This is a genomic window from Microbacterium sp. MPR-TSA4 (genome assembly GCF_058792815.1).
Window position 1 is genome coordinate 101,738 of sequence record NZ_JBXAFF010000003.1, and the last position, 17,531, is coordinate 119,268.

The window sequence follows — 17,531 nt, forward strand, 5'->3', positions numbered from 1 at the left end:
ACCCCTATCGTGTTATCGTGAACATGCCGGAGCTGCCATCCATCACCCCCGAGGGGACCCTCCTCGGCGCGGGTGTCGTGAAGCGACCGACCCGTCTCGCCGACGGGCGCGACCTCATCTACTTCGACGATCCCGGCACCACGCTGGGGCCCGAGCGGGCCGCCGACACGCGCGCTCTCGACCCCCGACCGGCGACGGCGACCATGCGCCAGGACGTGCTGACCGGGGACTGGGTGTCGGTCGCCGCCGCCCGGCAGAACCGCGCCTTCCTGCCTCCCGCCGAGCTCGACCCGCTCGCGCCGCAGACCGCGACCAACCCGTCGGAGATCCCCTCCGTCTACGACGTCGCGGTCTTCGAGAACCGCTCGCCGTCCTTCGGCCCGGCCCTCGCCGAGGCGTTCGGCGACGCGCCCGCCGCCGCCGATCCGCCCCGCGGGCTCGACGACCTCGAGCACCTCGGCCTCGGCCGCACGCGCACGAGCGTCGGCCGCTGCGAGGTGGTGTGCTTCTCCCCCGAGCGCACCGGCTCGTTCGGCACGCAGAGCCCGACCCGGGCGCGCACCGTGATCGAGGCGTGGGCCGATCGCACGGCCGCACTGTCGGCGCTGCCCGGAGTGCAGCAGGTGTTCCCGTTCGAGAACCGCGGCGAGGCCATCGGGGTCACGCTGCAGCACCCGCACGGACAGATCTACTCGTACCCGTACATCACACCGCGCACCAGTCGGCTGCTCGACGCGATCGACCGCACGGCGCCCGACCTGTTCGCGCGCATCCTCGCCTTCGAGCAGGCGGGTCCGCGCGTCCTGCTGCGCGGCGAGCACTGGACGGCGTTCGTGCCCTTCGCCGCACGCTGGCCCCTCGAGATCCACCTGCTGCCGCACCGTCACGTCCCCGACTTCGCGGCGCTCAGCGACGACGAGCGCGATGAGCTCGCGCCCGTCTATCTGCGGCTGCTGCGCGGCGTCGACGCGCTCTACGGCGATCCGACGCCCTACATCGCCGCCTGGCACCAGGCGCCGGTGCACGTCGGTCGCGACACCGTGCGTCTGAACCTGCAGATCACGAGCCCGCGCCGTGCCGCCGACAAGCTCAAGTTCCTCGCCGGATCGGAGGCCGCCATGGGCGCCTGGATCGGCGACGTCCCGCCCGAGACCGCAGCCGACCGGCTGCGCTCCGCCATCGAAGGAGTCCAGCTGTGACCGCCACGGCATCCCCCCAGACCGACGCGCGCGATCTGTTCACCGAGCTGACCGGGTCGGCGCCCGCGGGCTTCTGGTCGGCACCGGGGCGGGTGAACCTCATCGGCGAGCACACCGACTACAACGACGGCTTCGTCTTCCCGTTCGCCATCGACGGACGCACCGTCGCCGCGGTCGGCGTCCGCGACGACGCCCGCATCCGCGTCGTGTCGACCTTCGACCCCGTGCCCGTCGAGGTCCCCGTCGCCGACCTCGACGCGCTCTTCCCCGACCGCCGCGACGAGATCGTGGAATGGGCGCGCTACCCGCTCGGCGTCGCCTGGGCGCTGCAGGATGCCGCGCGCGCTGCGGGCCGCGCCGACGCGCTGCCGGGCGTGGACATCGCGCTCGCCTCGGACGTGCCCGTCGGCGCCGGCCTGTCGTCGTCCGCCGCGATCGAGGGGGCGACGGCGACTGCGCTGAACGAGATCTGGGGCCTGGGGCTGTCGCCCGTCGCGCTCGCGCAGGCCGGCCGGCGCGCCGAGAACGACGCCGTCGGCGCACCGACGGGGATCATGGACCAGATGGCCTCGATGCTCGGGCGCGCCGACGCCGGCATCTTCCTCGACTGCCGGTCGCTGGATGCCGCGGTCGTCGCTCTCGGCTTCGCCGACGCGGGCCTCGAGGTGCTCGTCGTCGACACCCGCGTGAGCCACGCCCACTCGACGGGCGGCTACGGCGAGCGCCGCGCGGCGTGCGAGCGGGGCGCGCGGATCATGGGCGTCCCGGCCCTTCGCGATCTCACCCCCGCCGACCTCGACCGCGCCCGGGAGCTGATGGACGACGTCACGTTCCGCCGCGTGCGCCACGTGGTCACGGAGGACCAGCGCGTGCTCGACGCCGTCCGACTGCTGCGCGCCGAGGGCCCGCGCTCGATCGGCGGCCTGCTCGACGCGTCGCACGCCTCGATGCGCGACGACTTCGAGATCTCCACCCCCGAGCTCGACCTGGCCGTCGACACGGCGCGCGCGGCCGGCGCCGTCGGCGCCCGCATGACCGGCGGCGGCTTCGGCGGCTCGGCGATCGCGCTCGTCGACCACGCCCGCGTGGCGGAGGTCGCCGCCGCGGTCGAGGCGGCCTTCGCCGCGGCCGGCTTCGGCGCACCGCACGTGTTCACCGTGCACCCGTCGGACGGCGCCCACCGCGACCAGTGAATCAATCACCAAAATCACAAAATAGGCCTCTATATTGCGATTTTGGTGTTTACGCGAGAGCATGAGCTCATGCGCAAAGAGTTCGATGCACTGCTGACCGCGCCCGATGAGACCACGCTTCTGACGACCGGGGAAGCTGCCCGACTCCTCGGCGTCTCGCGCCAACATGTCGTCGATCTCATCGACCGCGGGGAACTGCCGGCGATCCGAGTGGGGAGCCATCGACGCGTCCAGCATGGAGACGTTCTCGCAGTTCGGCGAGGCTCCTCGCGCGCGACGAGAGACCAGGAACGCTCGCTGTGGCTCGGTGTTGCTGTCGCAGGTGTATTCGTCCAAGACCCGCGACGCGTGCGCGAGGCCGGGCTCGCGGCTGTCACATCGCCCTCCATCAGAAGCAATCGCTGGACGGCGGAATGGGCGAAGCTCCTTCGTGGACCCGCGGGCCCGATCATCCGGGCATTGACGGCTGACACTGTTCACGCCCGGGAACTGCGCCAGAACTCCCCCTTCGCCGGCGTCCTGGACGAGGAGCAACGGACCGCCGTCCTCGAGGCGTTTCGAGCGGATCGGCACTTTCGTGCGCAAGCGTGACCTGGAGCACATCCTGCGGGCGGCATCGCGAATTGTCGGCGCGGACATGCTCGTCATCGGCAGTCAGGCCATTCACGGAGCTTTTGCGGACGAGGAGCTACCCGAGCTGACCATGCTCTCGCGGGAGGCGGATGTCGCGTTCTGGGACGACCCAGAGGAGATCCTCGCCGACCGACTCGATGGAGCAATCGGAGAACTGTCTCCGTTCGACGAGACCCACGGTTACTACGCTCAGGGCGTCAGTACATCGACGGCCATACTTCCCTCAGGTTGGGAAGCTCGCACCATCGCGTGGACCTCGGATGATTGGGGCCCGATCACCGTACGACTGCTCGATCCCACCGATCTCGTGCTTTCCAAACTGGCGGCATTTCGGCCCAAGGACAGGGACTTTGCGGAAGCACTGATAGCCGCGAGCCTCCTCAGCGTCGAGTCATTGCGTGAGCGGCTGCCCTCCCTGCCCGTTGCACCGCTTCACCGTCGGAACATCGACGACTGGCTCCGACGTCTAGACCCGTCGGACGGCGCCCACCGCGACCGGTGAACGGCTAGCGTCGTGAGCGGGGTGCCGACCGGCGGCGTCCCGGAAGGAGCGACCGTGGCCTACATCACCGTCGGGACCGAGAACTCGGCCGACATCGAGATCTTCTACACCGACCAGGGACCCTCCGACGCCCAGCCGGTCGTGCTGATCCACGGCTTCCCGCTGAACGGCGAGTCGTGGGACCTGCAGCAGCGGGCGCTCCTCGGGGCCGGCTACCGCGTGGTCGCCTACGACCGCCGCGGCTTCGGGGCCTCGACCAAGACCGCGTCGGGCTCCGACTACGACACGTTCGCCGCCGACCTGCACGCCCTCATCGAAGACCTCGAGCTCGACGACGCGATCCTGGTGGGCTTCTCGATGGGCACCGGCGAGATCGCCCGCTACCTCTCCCGCTACGGCGCGGGGCGCATCGCGAAGGCCGCCTTCCTCGGCTCCCTCGAGCCGTTCCTGCTCATCACCGACGACAACCCCGACGGCGCGGGCGACCAGGCGTTCTTCGACGGCACCGCGGCCGCCGTCGCCGAGGACCGGCACGCGTTCCTGACGGGGTTCTTCCGCGACTTCTACAACCTCGACGACCTCCTGGGCACGCGCATCTCGCCGGAGGCCGTCGCCGCCTCGGTGCAGGTCGCCACCCAGGCCGGCAACGCGGCCCTCGCCGCCGCGCCGCTGACCTGGCCCACCGACTTCCGCGGCGACCTGCCCGCCCTCACGGTGCCGACCCTGATCCTCCACGGCACGGCCGACAACATCCTCCCGATCGACAAGACGGCCCGCCGGTTCCGGGACCTCGTCCCGGAGGGCACGCCCCTCACCTACGTCGAGATCGAGGGCGCCCCGCACGGCCTGCTGCGCACGCACGGCGCCGAGGTGAACGCGGCGCTGCTCGACTTCCTGGCGGAGTGAGACCGACCACGGTGAGACGGATCGGGCGGATGCCGCGACGCGCGCTGGTCGCGGCATCCGCCGTCGCCGTCGCGGGCGCCGGCCTGCTCGCGTTCGGGGAGGTCCAGGCGTGGCGCACGTCGCGGGCCGACTATCCCACCCGCCCGGCGACGGGCCCCGCGGGCGGGCGCGACGTCGTGCTCGTGCTCGGGTTCCGCTCCCGCGCGGACGGCGCGCTCAACGCGCTCCAGGCGTGGCGCACCCGCATCGCGGTGCGGTCGGCCCCGCCCGGCGCCCTCTTCGTGTTCTCCGGAGGCGCGGTACGCGGCGTCGAGCCCGAGGCGGTCATGATGGCGCGCTACGCGACCGCGCACCTCGGCGTCGACCCGGATGCCGTGGCCATCGAGCCGGCGGCCGAGAGCACGCGCGAGAACCTCTCGCGGAGTCTGCCGTGGCTGCGGGACGCGCGCAGCATCCGCATCGCGTCGAACACGGCGCACGCCCGCCGTGCCCGCGGCTACCTGCGCGAGCTCGATCCCGGACTGTGGGAGCGGCTCCGTCCGACGCGCGACTTCCGCGTCCTCGAGCTCGGGGTGCTCCGGCTCGCCCTCACGTTCTACGACGCCGTCGCGGGACGCGCGGCGAACAGCTCCGGATCGGGCGCGCCGCCGGCGTTGGCCGTCCGGATGAGCTCCTCGATCTGGTCGTAGCCGAGCGGCATCCCCGGGAACCCCGCGAGGCGCCCGATCGGGAACGACGCCATCATCTTCTGCAGCGCGTCGTCGTCGGGCAGCATCGACGCCGCCGAGCTGTCGGCACCGCCCAGCCCGGCGAGCGCGCCGGCCATGAGCTGCTGCACGACCGGCCCCGTGACGGGATGGGCGAACACGTCGGCGACCGACGAGTTCATCGTGAGCGGGAGCACGAGCTCGTCGCCGGCGATCTCCACGACGGTCTCGGCGCGCACGTCGCGGCTCGACGCGGCGACCTCGACGCGGTAGGCGCCGCCCTCGACGACGAAGCGGTCGACGCGCACGTCCCAGTAGGCCAGGTCGTCGCGGCGCACCGTGACCACGGCATCCCGCGTCTGCCCGGGGGCGACCTCGACGGCCGCGAAGCCGCGCAGCTCGCGCGGCGCGCGCTGCACGACGGACCGGAGCGGACCGGCGTACACCTGCACGACCTCGCGGCCGGCGACCGTTCCGGTGTTGGTGACGGGCACCCTCACCTCGACATCGCCCGCGTCCGTGACGGCGGCCACTGCGTCGCCGTAGGCGAAGGTCGTGTAGGACAGGCCGTGCCCGAACGGATAGGCGACCTCGAGCGCCCGCGCGTCGTACCAGCGGTAGCCGACGAGGATCCCCTCGCCGTAGCGGACGTGGCCGAACTCGCCGGGGAAGTTGCCGAAGGCGGGGGTGTCCTCGATGCGCAGCGGGATGGTCTCGGTGAGCTTGGCCGACGGGTTCACGACGCCGAACAGGACGTCGGCGGTGCCGCCGCCGCCCGCCTGGCCGAGCAGCCAGGCCTCGACGATCGCGGGCACCTCGTCGCGGAAGGGGAGCGCGACCACGCCGCCGTTGGAGAGGACGACGACCACGTTCGGGTTCGCCTCCCGCACGGCGGCCAGCAGCGCGAGCTGCGCCTCCGGCAGGTCCAGGCTCTCGCGGTCGAAGCCCTCCGACTCCTGGGCCGCCGGAAGCCCCAGGAACACCACGGCGACCTCGGCCGCCGCGGCGGCGGCCACGGCCTCGGCGCGCAGCGCCTCGACGTCCCCCGTGCCGTCCAGGGTGAAGCCGGGGGCGAAGGCGACGTCGCCGTCGGCGAGCAGCCGCATCTCCTCGAGCGCCGTGTCCAGGCGGGTGGGGTTGATCAGCGACGACCCGGCGCCCTGATAGCGCGGCGTGCGCGCGAACTCGCCGATGACCGCGATCGCTGCGCCGCGGTCGAGGGGCAGCAGCGCGCCCGCCCCGCCGCGATCGTCGTTGCGCAGCAGCACGATGGAGCGGGCGGCGGCCTCGCGGGCCAGCGCGTGGTGCGCGTCGACGTCGAGCGGTCCCGCCGCGGCCGGACGCCGCCGGGCCCGCCGGACGAGCTCGAGCACGCGATCGGCGGCGAGGTCGAGCTTCTCCTCGGGGAGCGTGCCACCGCGCACCGCCGCGACGAGCTGGGCGTCGGTGCGGCCGCCGCTGGAGGGCATCTCCAGGTCGAGGCCCGCGGGAAGGCCGACGACGCGGTCGTTCACGGCGCCCCAGTCGCTGACGACGAGGCCCGCGAAGCCCCACTCGTCGCGGAGCACCTGCGTGAGCAGCCACGGGTCCTCCGAGGCGTACACGCCGTTGATGCGGTTGTAGGAGCACATCACGGTCCACGGCTGCTCGTCGGTGACGATCCGCTGGAACGCGCGCAGGTAGATCTCGCGCAGCGGCCGCGGGTCGATGTCGGAGCTCGCGCGCATGCGGTCGAACTCCTGGTTGTTGGCGGCGAAGTGCTTGAGCGACGAGCCGACGCCCTGCGACTGGATGCCGCGCACCAGCGCCGCACCGATCACACCGGACACCAGCGGGTCTTCCGAGACGTACTCGAAGTTGCGCCCGCACAGCGGCGAGCGCTTGATGTTGACTCCCGGTCCGAGGATGACCGCGACGTCCTCGATCGCGGACTCCACGCCGAGGGCGACGCCGATGCGCTCGGCGAGCGCGGCATCCCAGGACGACCCGAGGCCCACGGCCGGCGGGAAGCACGTCGCCGGCACGCTCTGCGCCAGACCCAGGTGGTCGGTCGCCCCCTGCTGCTTGCGCAGTCCGTGCGGCCCGTCGGTCATCATGACCGACGGCAGTCCGACGCGGTCGATCGCTCTCGTGGTCCAGAAGTCGGCTCCGCTGGTCAGCGACGCCTTCTCCTCGAGCGTGAGGTCGGATGCGGTGATGTCGGTCATGGGGGCCTCCACGAAAACCATATGTCACTCGGTTTTGGCGGTCAAGGTGGTGTTTACTGGACGCCATGTCGCCGCAGCGCCCCGAACGACGGGGCTCCTACGCCAAGGGCCTCGCCAAGCGCGAGGAGATCCTCAGCAGTGCCCTGGAGGTCATCGCGCGGGAGGGCTACGGTGGCGCGTCGGTGAAGGCGATCGCCGACGCCGTGGGACTGAGCCAGGCGGGGCTGCTGCACTACTTCGACTCGAAGGAGGAGCTCTTCACCGAGATCCTCCGCAAGCGCGACGAGGCCGACGCCCTCTCCTGGCGCCCCGCGTCCGGTCCCGCCCCGCTGGACGAGATGCGCGACGAGTTCCTCGCGCTCGTGCGCCACAACAGGGACGTGCCGGGTCTCGTGCAGCTGTTCTCGCGCCTCGCCGTCGACGCCACCGACGCCGGGCATCCCGCCCACGGGTTCTTCCTCCAGCGCAGCGCCGCGCTGCGCGAGGTCCTCGGCGACGCCGTGCGGGCCGGTCAGGCCGACGGCCGCGTCAGCGACCGCGTCGACGCCGAGACGCTGGCCCGCATGGTGCAGGCGCTGGCCGACGGCATGCAGCTGCAGTGGCTCGTCGATCGGAAGGTCGACATGAGCGTTCCCATCGAGGCCCTGTTCACGCTGCTGTCACCGCCGGACGGCATCGACGGCGACATCGACGACGGCGGGCGCGGTCAGCGCAGCGGCGCGAGCGACGCGTAGGCGCCGGCGCGGTCGGCGACCGGCACGTCGTACACGCGGGCGGTGCCGTCGCTCCCCCAGCGCGCCCACGCCGGCTCGCCGCCCGCCACGAACCCCACGGCATCGGCGTGCACGGCATCCGCGAGCCCCTGCGGCGGGTGGGGGCCGGCCAGGGGCTCGACCTGCTCGGCGTCGAGGCAGTCGAAGAAGAACGGCACGTCGAGGCAGTGCTCGGCGTAGCCGAAGGCGCCCGAGGGCCACGAGAACCGGTACATCCACGTCGGCGCCGCGCCCCGCCGGTCGGCGAGTTCGACGTTGCGCAGCCGGAACATCCGGTCGGTCACGTAGCGGCCCGCGATCCGCGCAGTGCCGCGGGCGGCCACGTCGGCGTTGGCCGCCAGGTACGCGCGCCGCCGCTCACGACCGAGGCCCAGCCGGCCGAGCACGATGGCCCGCGGCACCCAGCGGAGCGTGCGCGCGGCACCCGCCAGCGCCATCGTGAACTCGTCGTCGGTCGTGCCGAGCACGAGCGGCTTGTCGGCGCCGACCCCCGCGGCCAGCGCCTCGCCGGTGGGCCGGGCCAGCAGGTCGCCGTCGATCTCGGGACCGAGCGAGAGCCCCTCGCTCAGCAGCGCACCGACGGCCCGGGGATCGATCGCCGTCGCCTGCTTCTGCAGGGCCAGGAGGCGCTCCTCGTCGATCGACGCGAGACCGTCGCGATCGGCCGTCACGCCCGCGGCGCGCGCGATCCCGGCGGTCAACGCCCGCGCACGCTCCGGGGCGACGTCGCCGAGCGCCGCCGACATCGACCACGCCCGATGGAACAGGTGCTGCGCCGCCGGCATCCCGAGAAGGGTCAGCACCGCACCGCCGCCGGCCGACTGCCCCGCGATCGTGACGCGTGCGGGATCTCCCCCGAACGCGGCGACGTTCTCCTGGACCCACTCAAGAGCGGCCAGCCAGTCGCGCACGCCGCGGTTGGAGGGGGCACCCGCGATCGCACCGAAGCCGTCGACCCCGAGGCGGTACGAGATCGTGACCGTGACGACGCCGTCGCGCGTGAAGCGGCGTCCGTCGTACCAGGGGCTGGCCGGCGATCCGGAGAAGAACCCGCCGCCGTGGATCCACACCAGCACGGGGAGCCCGGCCGCGCCGGGATCGGGGGTGAAGACGTTGACGTTCAGCGTCGACGATCCGGGGATGCTCGGCTCGGGGATCAGCGTGATGCCCGGGTCGCCGCGCTGCGCGGTCGCGCCGAAGGCGCCCGCGTCGCGCACCCCGTCCCACGCCGTGGCGCGCACCGGCGCCGCGAAGCGCAGGTCGCCGACGGGCGGCTCGGCGAAGGGGATGCCGAGGAAGGCGGCCGAGCGCGTCCCGTCGGCGTCGACCCGCCAGCGTCCGCGAACGCGTCCGGCGGACAGGGTGGTCTCGGGATCGTCGTGCACGCCACCGATCATGGCACGCCCGCCCTCAGTCGTCGCCGATCACGGACGCCCCGGGGATGCGGCGGCGCATGACGGCGATCGCCTCCGGATTGTCGTCGACGAGCACGGCGTGGCGTCCGAGCGCGGCGCACACCGCGCCGGTCGTGCCGCTGCCGGCGAACAGGTCGAGGACGCGGTCGCCGGGACGGCTGGACGCCTGCACGATGCGCCGCAGGATGCCCTCCGGCTTCTGCGTCGGGTAGCCGGTCTTCTCGCGCCCGCTCGTCGGGACGATCGTGTGCCACCACACGTCGGTCGGCAGCTTGCCGCGCGCGGCCTTCTCGGGGGTGACCAGTCCGGGGGCCATGTAGGGCTCGCGGTCGACCGCCTCCGCGTCGAAGACGTAGGACTTCGGGTCCTTGACGTAGACGAGGATCGTGTCGTGCTTCGTCGGCCAGCGCCGCCGGCTCTTGGCCCCGTAGTCGTACGCCCAGATCAGCTCGTTGAGGAAGCACTCCCGCCCGAAGAGGGCGTCCAGCAGCACCTTCGCGTAGTGGGCCTCGCGGTAGTCGAGGTGCAGGTACAGGGTGCCGTCGTCGGCCAGCAGCCGCCAGGCTTCCCGCAGGCGCGGCTCGAGGAAGTCCCAGTAGTCGTCGAAGCGGTCGTCGTAGCGGCGCAGGTCGCCGCGCAGGCGCGCGTAGCTGGTGCCGCGGAAGCCCGCCTTGACCTCCCCGCGCACGCCGTCGCGGTCGGCGGATTCGATGGCCTTGCCCTGGCGCCGCCCGGTGTTGAACGGCGGATCGAGGTAGATCAGGGTGAAGGCGGCATCCGGCAGCGCCCGCGCGAGCGCCAGGTTGTCGCCCCGATGGATCTCGACCGTGCCCGGCTGGATCTCGACCGTGCCCGGCTCGGCGGCCGTCACGGCACCCGCTGCAGCCACGCGTCGGTCGAGAACTTCTCGGCGACCAGCGCCTCCGCCTCGGCGTATTCCTCTTCGGTGATACGTCCGGGCTCGGCTCCGTAGAGCGTGGAGAAGGTCTGCACGAACCGTTCGATGATCGCCTCGCGCGGAAGGCCGGTCTGGCTGCGGAGGGGATCGACGCGCTTCGCCGCCGACACCGTGCCCTTGTCGCTCAGCTTCTCGCGGCCGATGCGCAGCACCTCGGTCATGACCTGACCGTCCATGTCGTACGACAGCGTCGCATGGTGCAGCACCCCGCCGTTGGCGAGCCGCTTCTGCGCGGCGCCGCCGATCTTGCCCGAGGGCGAGGCGATGTCGTTGAGCGGCTGGTAGGTCGCGTCGATGCCGAGCGAGCGCAGCGCCTGCAGCACCCAGTCGTCGAGGAAGGCGTACGAGTCGGCGAAAGTCAGACCCGCGACCAGGGATGCCGGGACGTAGAGCGAGTAGGTCACGATCGCGCCCGCCGCCATGAGCATCGCGCCGCCGCCCGAGATGCGCCGGACGACGTCGAAGCCGTGGCGGGCGGCGCCCTCCGGGTCGACCTCGTTGCGGTACGACTGGAACGACCCGATGACGACCGCGGACTGGTCCCACTCCCAGATGCGCAGCGTCGGGGTGCGGCGGCCGTCGCCGACCCGGGTGGTGAGCACCTCGTCGAGGGCGAGGTTCATCGCCGGCGAGACGGCCTTCTCGTGCACGACCTCCCACCGGAAGTCGCGCCAGCCGGGCGCCGTCACGAGCGCGCGCCGCACGGCGGTGCCGACCGCCTCCGGGGTGAACCCCAGCAGCTGCGCCCCCTCGGGCAGGGCCCCGCGGACGGCGGCGGCGATGCCCGCGGCATCCGTCTCGACGGGAAGGCCCGTGACGGCCGCATCGATGTCGGCGAGGGCGTCGTCGGGCTCGAGGAAGAAGTCTCCGGCGAGATGGAAGTCGGCGATGCGCCCGTTGTCGACCTCGAGATCGACGACGACGAGCTTGCCGCCCGGAACCTTGTATTCCCCGTGCATGTCTCCAGCGTACGAGGTCCGCGCCCGACGGTGTCCTCAGCCGCGCGCGGGGAAGCGCCGGTCGAGCCACGCCCGCAGATCGGCGATGACGTCCTCACGGGTGACGTCGTTGAAGATCTCGTGCCGCACATCGGGGTAGATCAACGTCGTGACGTCGGTGAGCCCCGAGCGGGTGCGGTAGGCGTCGGCGAGGCGGTGGATGCTGCGGGGTCCGCCGACCGTGTCGTCGCGGCCGACCATGAGCAGCACGGGGACGTCGCGCGGGAGGTTCTTCGCCGGCTTGCCGATGAGCCGCAGGGTGTCGATCGGGCCGAAGAGCCTGGCCAGCGGCTCCGACGTGGTCAGCGGGTCGTCCAGGAAGGCACGGCCGACGGCCAGGTCGGAGGAGAGCCACTCGGAGCCCAGGGCATCCGGAGCCTTCCACGGCGCGTTGAGGTCACCCGAGTTGAGCGATCCCGGCCAGCGCAGCGCCGAGCCGGTGAGCACGACGGCGTCGTAGGCCTCGGGGTGGTGGTTCAGCAGCATCTGGGCGAGGAAGGAGCCCCAGGAATGGCCGATCAAGATGAGCGGCAGGTCGGGGTTCTCGTCGCGGATGATGCCGGTGAGCTGAGCGCACGCGGCCTCGGCGGCGCGCAGGCCGCCGGGTCCGAGTCGGCCGAGCCGGCGGGCGTCGCCGTCGTGCTGCGCCATGCCGGTGCGGCCGTGTCCGCGGTGGTCGTCGGCGTAGACGATGTAGCCCGCCGCGGTCAGGGCCGCCGCGACGTGCGCGTAGCGTCCGGCGTGCTCCCCGACGCCGTGCAGCAGTTGCACCACGCCGCGGGCGACGGGATCGTCGGGCCCCGGCACGTAGACATCGAAGACGATGCGGATGCCGTGGGAATCGGTGAACGAGCGTTCTTCGCGCCGCGCCGCTGCCATGGTGCGAGTCTAGGGGTTGGGATTCGCCAAATAGCTAGATAAGCTAGCCATTCATGAAGGACGTCACGTCTCGTCGGTGGTTCGGTCTGGTCTTCATCAGCCTCGCCGTCGCGCTCATCATCGTGGATTCGACGATCGTCAACGTCGCGATCCCCGCCATCGTCACCGATCTGGACATCTCGTCGACACAGGTGCAGTGGGTGCAGGAGGCCTACACCCTCGTCTTCGCCTCACTGCTGCTGCTGTTCGGGTCGCTGGCCGACCGCATCGGCCGGCGCCGGCTGCTGCTGATCGGCGTCGTGCTGTTCGCGGGCTCGTCGGTCGCGGCGGCGCTCGCCCCGACGGGCGACCTGCTCATCCTCTCCCGGCTCGTGCAGGGCGTGGGCGGGGCGATGATGCTGCCGAGCACCCTGTCGCTGCTGAACGCGACCTTCCACGGCCGCGAGCGCGGCATCGCGTTCGCGGTGTGGGGGTCGACGATCGGCGGGATGGCGGCGGTGGGCCCGCTGCTCGGCGGCTGGCTCACCACCTCGTTCTCGTGGCGATGGGCCTTCGGCATCAACATCCCGCTCGGGATCATCATCGCGATCGGCGTCCTGTGGGCGGTCGCGGAGTCGCGCGCCGCGAACGCGCCGTCCCTCGACGCCGTCGGCGCCGTGCTGTCCGTCGTCCTGTTCGGCGCCCTGGTCTTCGGGCTCATCGAGGGGCGCACCCTCGGCTGGTGGGAGGTGAACGACGCCTTCACGGTCGGCGGCTGGAGCTGGCCCCTCCCCCTGTCGCCCGTGCCCCTCGCCTTCCTCCTGGCCGCGCTCGCCGCCGTCGCGTTCGTGACGTGGTCGCGACGTCAGGCGCGACGCGGCCGGCCGACGCTGCTCGATCCGCGCCTGTTCTCGATCGCGACGTTCCGCAGCGGCAACATCGCGGCGCTGGTCGTCGCCCTCGGCGAGTTCGGCATCATCCTGTCGCTGCCGCTCTGGCTGCAGTTCGTCCTGGGCTTCGACGCCCTCCAGACCGGACTGATCCTCATCGCCCTGGCGGCCGGCTCGTTCGTCGCGAGCGGGTTCGCCGGGGCGTCCAGCGGCCGCATCAGCCCGGTGCTGATCGTGCGTGCGGGCCTCGTCGCCGAGATCGTGGGCGTCGCCGCGGCCGGGCTCGTCGTGGGCTGGGATGCCGGGACGCAGGCGGCGTGGCTCTGGCTGCTGCCGGCCCTGTTCGTCTACGGCTTCGGCGTCGGCCTGGCGACCGCGCAGCTCACGGGCGTCATCCTCCAGGACGTGCCCGTGGAGCTGTCGGGCCAGGGATCGGGCACACAGTCCACGGCCCGGCAGGTCGGGTCGGCGCTCGGCATCGCGATCCTGGGCACCGTGCTGTTCTCCGGCACCGCCGGCATCCTCTCCTCCGCGCTCGACGCGCGCGGGCTGCCCGCGCAGGAGCGGGATCAGATCGTGTCGGCCGTCGTCGACAGCTCCGGCGGGGCGATCGCGGGCCTCGCCGCGAACCCCGAGACGGCTCCGATCGCGCAGGACGCGAAGGCGGCGTTCTCCGATGCCACGCGCTTGTCGGCCTTCACCGCCGCCGGCTTCCTCGTGATCGGGCTGCTCGCGACGATCCCCCTCGGACGCGAGGGGCGGCGGGACGAGGAGATGGAGGAGATGGAGGATGCGGATATTTAGCATGACTAATGAGCTATGCTAAATATCGGAATGAGCACCGACACCACCCCCGCCGCACCCGAACTGTCCACCGCCGCCTCCGATCTGCGGATGGCGACCTTCCGCCTCGCGCGACGTCTGCGCTCGCAGCGCGCGGTCGACACGATGAGCGACGGCCAGTTCGCCGTGCTCGCGGCCCTGTCGGTGCACGGCCAGCACACCCTCGGCGAGCTCGCCGACCGTGAACGGGTCTCGGCGCCGTCGATGAACCGCACCGTGAACGGGCTGGAGGAGTCGGGCTACCTCACCCGCACCGCCGACGCGGACGATCGCCGCAAGGTGAACATCGCGCTCACCGACGCCGGCCGCGCGGTCGTGGACGAGACGGTGCGCCGCCGCGACTCGTGGCTCGAGCAGGCCCTGTCCGAGCTCACCGACGAGCAGCGCGACCTCCTGAGCGCCGCGGCCGAGCTGATGCGCGAGATGGCCGCGCGATGAGCTCCTCCGCGATGTTCCGCTCCTTCTCCGTCTTCAACTACCGCGTCTGGTTCATCGGCGCCCTCGTCTCCAACATCGGCGCATGGATGCAGGCCACGGCGCTCAGCTGGGTCGTTCTCACCCAGCTGACGCACAACGACGCGGGCGCCATGGGCGTCACGATGGCGTTGCAGTTCGCCCCGCCGCTGCTGCTCGTGAGCATCACCGGCTGGGTCGCGGACCGCTTCGAGCGGCGCCGCCTGCTGATGGTGACGCAGGGATCGCTCCTGGTGCTGGGCGCGACCATCGGCATCCTGATCCTCAGCGGCGTCATGACGCTCCCGCTCATGTACGTGTTCGCCTTCGCGCTCGGACTGGTCGCCGCGTTCGACAACCCGGCGCGGCAGGCGTTCGTCTCCGATCTGGTCGACCGCGAGAACGCCTCGAACGCGGTCGCGCTGAATGCGGCATCCTTCAACGGCGCCCGCATGATCGGGCCGGCCGTCGCCGGCATCGTGATCGTCGCGGTCGGCACCGGCTGGGTGTTCCTCGTGAACGCCGTCACCTTCCTCGCGATGATCGTGGCCCTGCGCCTCATCCGCTCCGAGGAGCTGGTGCCGCGGATCACGGCGCCGGGGGCGTCGCGCCTGGCCGACGGGTTCCGCTACGTCGGCGGGCGCCCCGACCTGGTCGTCACGTTCATCATGGTGTTCCTGCTCGGCGCCTTCGGCATGAACTTCCCGATCTTCGCCTCGACGATGGCGCTCGAGTTCGGTCGTGACGCCGACGGCTACGGCCTGCTCAGCTCGATCCTCGCCATCGGCTCGCTCGCGGGGGCCCTGCTGGCCGCGCGCCGCGATCGCGCGCGCATGCGCCTCGTGATCGTCGGCACGGGGATGTTCGCGGTCGCGGGCACCGTGTCGGCCTTCATGCCCGACTACTGGCTGTACGCCCTCACGCTGATGTTCACCGGGTTCGCCGTCGTCACGACGCTCACCACCGCCAACGGCTACGTCCAGACGACGACCGATCCGGCCCTGCGCGGCCGCGTGCTGGCGCTCTACATGGCGATCCTCATGGGCGGGACACCCATCGGCGCCCCGATCGTCGGCTGGGTCGCCGCGGAGTACGGCGCCCGCGCCGCCATCCTCCTCGGCGCCGCGGCGGCACTGGTCGCCTTCGCGATCGGGTTCGGCTGGCTCCTCTGGTCGGGCCGGCTGCACCGCCACGAGTCGCGCCGTTTCGCCCTCTCCCTCGACGAGACGCGACCGCTGACCGTCGTGGCGCCCGAGGAGTTCAGCGACGAGGTCGCCGGGACCACGCCGATCTCACTGCCCGACCCGACGCGGCGGTAAGCGGCGGATGCCGCGAGCCCACGGGGTCCGGCATCGATGTCGCTCTTGCGTGTTTCGAATGTTTGTTCTATAGTGGGGTGAAGAAACCCCGTGCGTGCCCACCTTCTGTTGCGGGTCCTGTCCTCCGGTTGATGCCGGGTCAGGGGTGATGATGCACGCGCTGATCGATCCGCCGTCTTCGGTGTCGTCCCCGGCTGAGCCTGGATGGCCCGGGTTGGATGCCGTGGTGGCCGGTGTCGTGGATGCGCGTCGTCGGGCGGCTCAGGCGCAAGCTGCCGAGGCGAGGTTCCTGGCCGATGCGGTGGGACTGGTCGCGGAGCGGACGGCGTTGCTCAGGCAGGAGGCGCAGCAGCGGGGTGGGTCGGTGCGGGTGTCGGATGCGGATCTACCGTTGCGGGAAGTCGCGTTGGAGCTCGCGATGGCGTTGCGGGTGTCGGATCGGGGTGTGCAACGCCGGATGTCGGAGGCGTACCTGTTGACGACTCTGTTCCCGCGGACGTTTGAGGTGTGGGCGGGCGGGGAGATCGATGCCGCTCATGCGTGGGCGATCAGCCGCACCGGCACGCTGTTGACGACCGAGGAAGACCGGGGACGGTACGAGACCCTCGCTCTGGAGGCGGCCCGGTCGGAGTCGCCTGCGCGGATGACTGCGGCGGCGAAGGCGATCGCCGCGACCATCGACCCGACTGCGTTCACCGAGGCCGCGCAGCGCGCGTATGAGGAACGCTCGGTGCGGTTGTTCCCGTTGGAGGATGGGATGGCCAGACTCATCGCGGACCTTCCCGCACCCCTCGCCCATGCCATCCACGACACCCTGACCGCGCGGGGTCGGGCGATCCTCGATCAGACCGACGAGGACAGCGACGGTGAGGCGGATGTCACCTCCCGCCCGCGAACGGTGATCGACGACGCCGGTGTGCGCACGACTGCTGCCGGGGGCGCAAGCGACACCCGCCGTGGCGAGACGCTCATCACCAGTCGCGCGCCCGCCACGGGCCCCGCCCGCCCCACCGACGTGACCTGCACGACCACGACCACGGCAACCGCCGTGAAGGACTCTCGTACGCTCGCGCAGGTGCGTGCGGACATCCTCACCGACCTGCTCCTGACCGCTACTCCCTCCACCCGAGCCACCGGGGCCGGTATCGAGACGGTGACGACGCAGATCCAGGTGACGGTCCCCGCCCTCACCCTCGCCGGTGACCCCGACGGAGGCCCGGCCCTGCTCGCCGGGTACGGGCCCATCGACCCGGGGCTTGCCCGACGCCTGGCCGCCCTGGCCCCCGGGTGGGATCGGGTGTTCACCGACCCGACCACCGGCATCCCCGTCGCCGTCGACCGGTACCGGCCGTCCGCCGAGATCCGCCGTTACCTCGCTGCACGGGATGAACGCTGCCGCACCCCCGGCTGCACCCGCCCCGCCCACCGGTGCGACCGCGACCACACCACCGCAGCCGCAGACGGCGGCCCCACCGCCCCCGACAACCTCGCCCACCTGTGCCGCCGCCACCACACCGTCAAGCACCACACCGCCTGGCGGGTCCGACACCTCGGCCACGGAACCCTCCAATGGACTTCACCCACCGGACGACACTACGAAGACCACCCACCCAGCCTCGTCAGATTCGTCCCCGAACCCACGCCGGCCGAGCCACCACCCTTCTGACGCCGAGCGGG

Annotated in this window: 16 protein-coding genes; 11 read left to right on the forward strand and 5 right to left on the reverse strand. The window is 72.0% G+C overall.

What is annotated here, in order from left to right; genetic code table 11:
- Window positions 1-23 precede the first annotated feature (23 nt).
- The 6 genes from galT (at window position 24) to AC1Q49_RS03040 (ending at window position 5,122) form a co-directional block, all read left to right on the forward strand.
- On the forward strand, window positions 24-1,199 hold the full coding sequence (galT, locus tag AC1Q49_RS03015) for a galactose-1-phosphate uridylyltransferase (RefSeq protein ID WP_061782018.1): 1,176 nt from the start codon (window positions 24-26) through the stop codon (window positions 1,197-1,199).
- Window positions 1,196-2,392, forward strand: coding sequence for a galactokinase (gene galK / locus AC1Q49_RS03020; RefSeq protein WP_492490899.1), 1,197 nt, complete (start codon window positions 1,196-1,198; stop codon window positions 2,390-2,392). The genes galT and galK overlap by 4 nt, the downstream gene beginning before the upstream one ends.
- Before the next feature lie 69 nt (window positions 2,393-2,461).
- Window positions 2,462-2,983 (forward strand): helix-turn-helix domain-containing protein, encoded by a 522-nt coding sequence (locus tag AC1Q49_RS03025; RefSeq protein ID WP_492490900.1) that lies wholly within the window; start codon window positions 2,462-2,464, stop codon window positions 2,981-2,983.
- Window positions 2,970-3,527: a DUF6036 family nucleotidyltransferase gene (locus tag AC1Q49_RS03030; RefSeq protein ID WP_492490901.1), complete on the forward strand. Its 558-nt coding sequence runs from the start codon at window positions 2,970-2,972 to the stop codon at window positions 3,525-3,527. Before AC1Q49_RS03025 ends, AC1Q49_RS03030 begins: the two co-directional genes overlap by 14 nt.
- Window positions 3,528-3,581: 54 nt before the next feature.
- Complete coding sequence (locus AC1Q49_RS03035) at window positions 3,582-4,433, forward strand: alpha/beta fold hydrolase (RefSeq protein ID WP_060959076.1); 852 nt, start codon at window positions 3,582-3,584, stop codon at window positions 4,431-4,433.
- A gap of 29 nt (window positions 4,434-4,462) precedes the next feature.
- A complete protein-coding gene (locus tag AC1Q49_RS03040; protein WP_492490902.1) occupies window positions 4,463-5,122 on the forward strand; it encodes a YdcF family protein in 660 nt (219 codons plus the stop codon).
- Here the strand turns inward: AC1Q49_RS03040 and AC1Q49_RS03045 are convergent.
- Window positions 5,029-7,347, reverse strand: a complete 2,319-nt coding sequence (locus AC1Q49_RS03045) for a glycoside hydrolase family 3 C-terminal domain-containing protein (RefSeq protein WP_492490903.1) — start codon at window positions 7,345-7,347, stop codon at window positions 5,029-5,031. The genes AC1Q49_RS03040 and AC1Q49_RS03045 overlap by 94 nt on opposite strands.
- Window positions 7,348-7,412: 65 nt before the next feature.
- On the opposite strand from AC1Q49_RS03045, the gene AC1Q49_RS03050 reads away from it, so the two are divergent.
- The gene (locus AC1Q49_RS03050; protein ID WP_492490904.1) at window positions 7,413-8,081 is read left to right on the forward strand and encodes a TetR/AcrR family transcriptional regulator; all 669 of its coding nucleotides are present in this window, start codon (window positions 7,413-7,415) and stop codon (window positions 8,079-8,081) included.
- Here the strand turns inward: AC1Q49_RS03050 and AC1Q49_RS03055 are convergent.
- Genes AC1Q49_RS03055 through AC1Q49_RS03070 form a run of 4 tightly spaced genes read right to left on the reverse strand, consistent with a single transcriptional unit; the run spans window position 8,054 to window position 12,370 of the window.
- Window positions 8,054-9,517, reverse strand: coding sequence for a carboxylesterase/lipase family protein (locus AC1Q49_RS03055; protein ID WP_492490905.1), 1,464 nt, complete (start codon window positions 9,515-9,517; stop codon window positions 8,054-8,056). The two genes, AC1Q49_RS03050 and AC1Q49_RS03055, sit on opposite strands and share 28 nt — an antisense overlap.
- A 13-nt stretch (window positions 9,518-9,530) precedes the next feature.
- Window positions 9,531-10,424, reverse strand: a complete 894-nt coding sequence (locus AC1Q49_RS03060; protein ID WP_374198325.1) for a DNA-methyltransferase — start codon at window positions 10,422-10,424, stop codon at window positions 9,531-9,533.
- A complete protein-coding gene (gene lplAB / locus AC1Q49_RS03065; RefSeq protein WP_492490906.1) occupies window positions 10,403-11,452 on the reverse strand; it encodes a lipoate-protein ligase LplAB in 1,050 nt (349 codons plus the stop codon). Before lplAB ends, AC1Q49_RS03060 begins: the two co-directional genes overlap by 22 nt.
- 36 nt (window positions 11,453-11,488) lie before the next feature.
- Window positions 11,489-12,370 carry an alpha/beta hydrolase gene (locus AC1Q49_RS03070; RefSeq protein ID WP_061782023.1) on the reverse strand — a complete coding sequence of 294 codons (882 nt, stop codon included), beginning with the start codon at window positions 12,368-12,370 and terminating at the stop codon, window positions 11,489-11,491.
- Between the two features lie 53 nt (window positions 12,371-12,423).
- Here AC1Q49_RS03070 and AC1Q49_RS03075 point away from each other — a divergent pair, with 53 nt between their 5' ends.
- The 4 genes from AC1Q49_RS03075 to AC1Q49_RS03090 all read left to right on the forward strand — a co-directional run bounded on the left by AC1Q49_RS03075 (window position 12,424) and on the right by AC1Q49_RS03090 (window position 17,520).
- A complete protein-coding gene (locus AC1Q49_RS03075) occupies window positions 12,424-14,043 on the forward strand; it encodes a DHA2 family efflux MFS transporter permease subunit (protein ID WP_492490907.1) in 1,620 nt (539 codons plus the stop codon).
- A 30-nt stretch (window positions 14,044-14,073) separates the two neighbouring features.
- A complete protein-coding gene (locus tag AC1Q49_RS03080; protein WP_492490908.1) occupies window positions 14,074-14,520 on the forward strand; it encodes a MarR family winged helix-turn-helix transcriptional regulator in 447 nt (148 codons plus the stop codon).
- Between the two features lie 11 nt (window positions 14,521-14,531).
- Window positions 14,532-15,854: an MFS transporter gene (locus tag AC1Q49_RS03085; RefSeq protein ID WP_174524665.1), complete on the forward strand. Its 1,323-nt coding sequence runs from the start codon at window positions 14,532-14,534 to the stop codon at window positions 15,852-15,854.
- 223 nt (window positions 15,855-16,077) lie between these two features.
- Entirely contained in the window at window positions 16,078-17,520 is a 1,443-nt protein-coding gene (locus AC1Q49_RS03090; RefSeq protein ID WP_492490957.1) for an HNH endonuclease signature motif containing protein, read from the forward strand.
- Window positions 17,521-17,531: the final 11 nt, after the last annotated feature.

What these genes read in the sequence shown, in the direction of transcription:
- galT (WP_061782018.1), top strand. Translation starts at nt 24, where the DNA reads ATGCCGGAGCTGCCATCCATCACCCCCGAGGGGACCCTCCTCGGCGCG.
- AC1Q49_RS03025 (WP_492490900.1), top strand. Translation starts at nt 2,462, where the DNA reads ATGCGCAAAGAGTTCGATGCACTGCTGACCGCGCCCGATGAGACCACG.
- AC1Q49_RS03040 (WP_492490902.1), top strand. Translation starts at nt 4,463, where the DNA reads ATGCCGCGACGCGCGCTGGTCGCGGCATCCGCCGTCGCCGTCGCGGGC.
- AC1Q49_RS03045 (WP_492490903.1), bottom strand. Translation starts at nt 7,347, where the DNA reads ATGACCGACATCACCGCATCCGACCTCACGCTCGAGGAGAAGGCGTCG.
- AC1Q49_RS03050 (WP_492490904.1), top strand. Translation starts at nt 7,413, where the DNA reads ATGTCGCCGCAGCGCCCCGAACGACGGGGCTCCTACGCCAAGGGCCTC.
- AC1Q49_RS03055 (WP_492490905.1), bottom strand. Translation starts at nt 9,517, where the DNA reads ATGATCGGTGGCGTGCACGACGATCCCGAGACCACCCTGTCCGCCGGA.
- lplAB (WP_492490906.1), bottom strand. Translation starts at nt 11,452, where the DNA reads ATGCACGGGGAATACAAGGTTCCGGGCGGCAAGCTCGTCGTCGTCGAT.
- AC1Q49_RS03070 (WP_061782023.1), bottom strand. Translation starts at nt 12,370, where the DNA reads ATGGCAGCGGCGCGGCGCGAAGAACGCTCGTTCACCGATTCCCACGGC.
- AC1Q49_RS03075 (WP_492490907.1), top strand. Translation starts at nt 12,424, where the DNA reads ATGAAGGACGTCACGTCTCGTCGGTGGTTCGGTCTGGTCTTCATCAGC.
- AC1Q49_RS03080 (WP_492490908.1), top strand. Translation starts at nt 14,074, where the DNA reads ATGAGCACCGACACCACCCCCGCCGCACCCGAACTGTCCACCGCCGCC.
- AC1Q49_RS03085 (WP_174524665.1), top strand. Translation starts at nt 14,532, where the DNA reads ATGTTCCGCTCCTTCTCCGTCTTCAACTACCGCGTCTGGTTCATCGGC.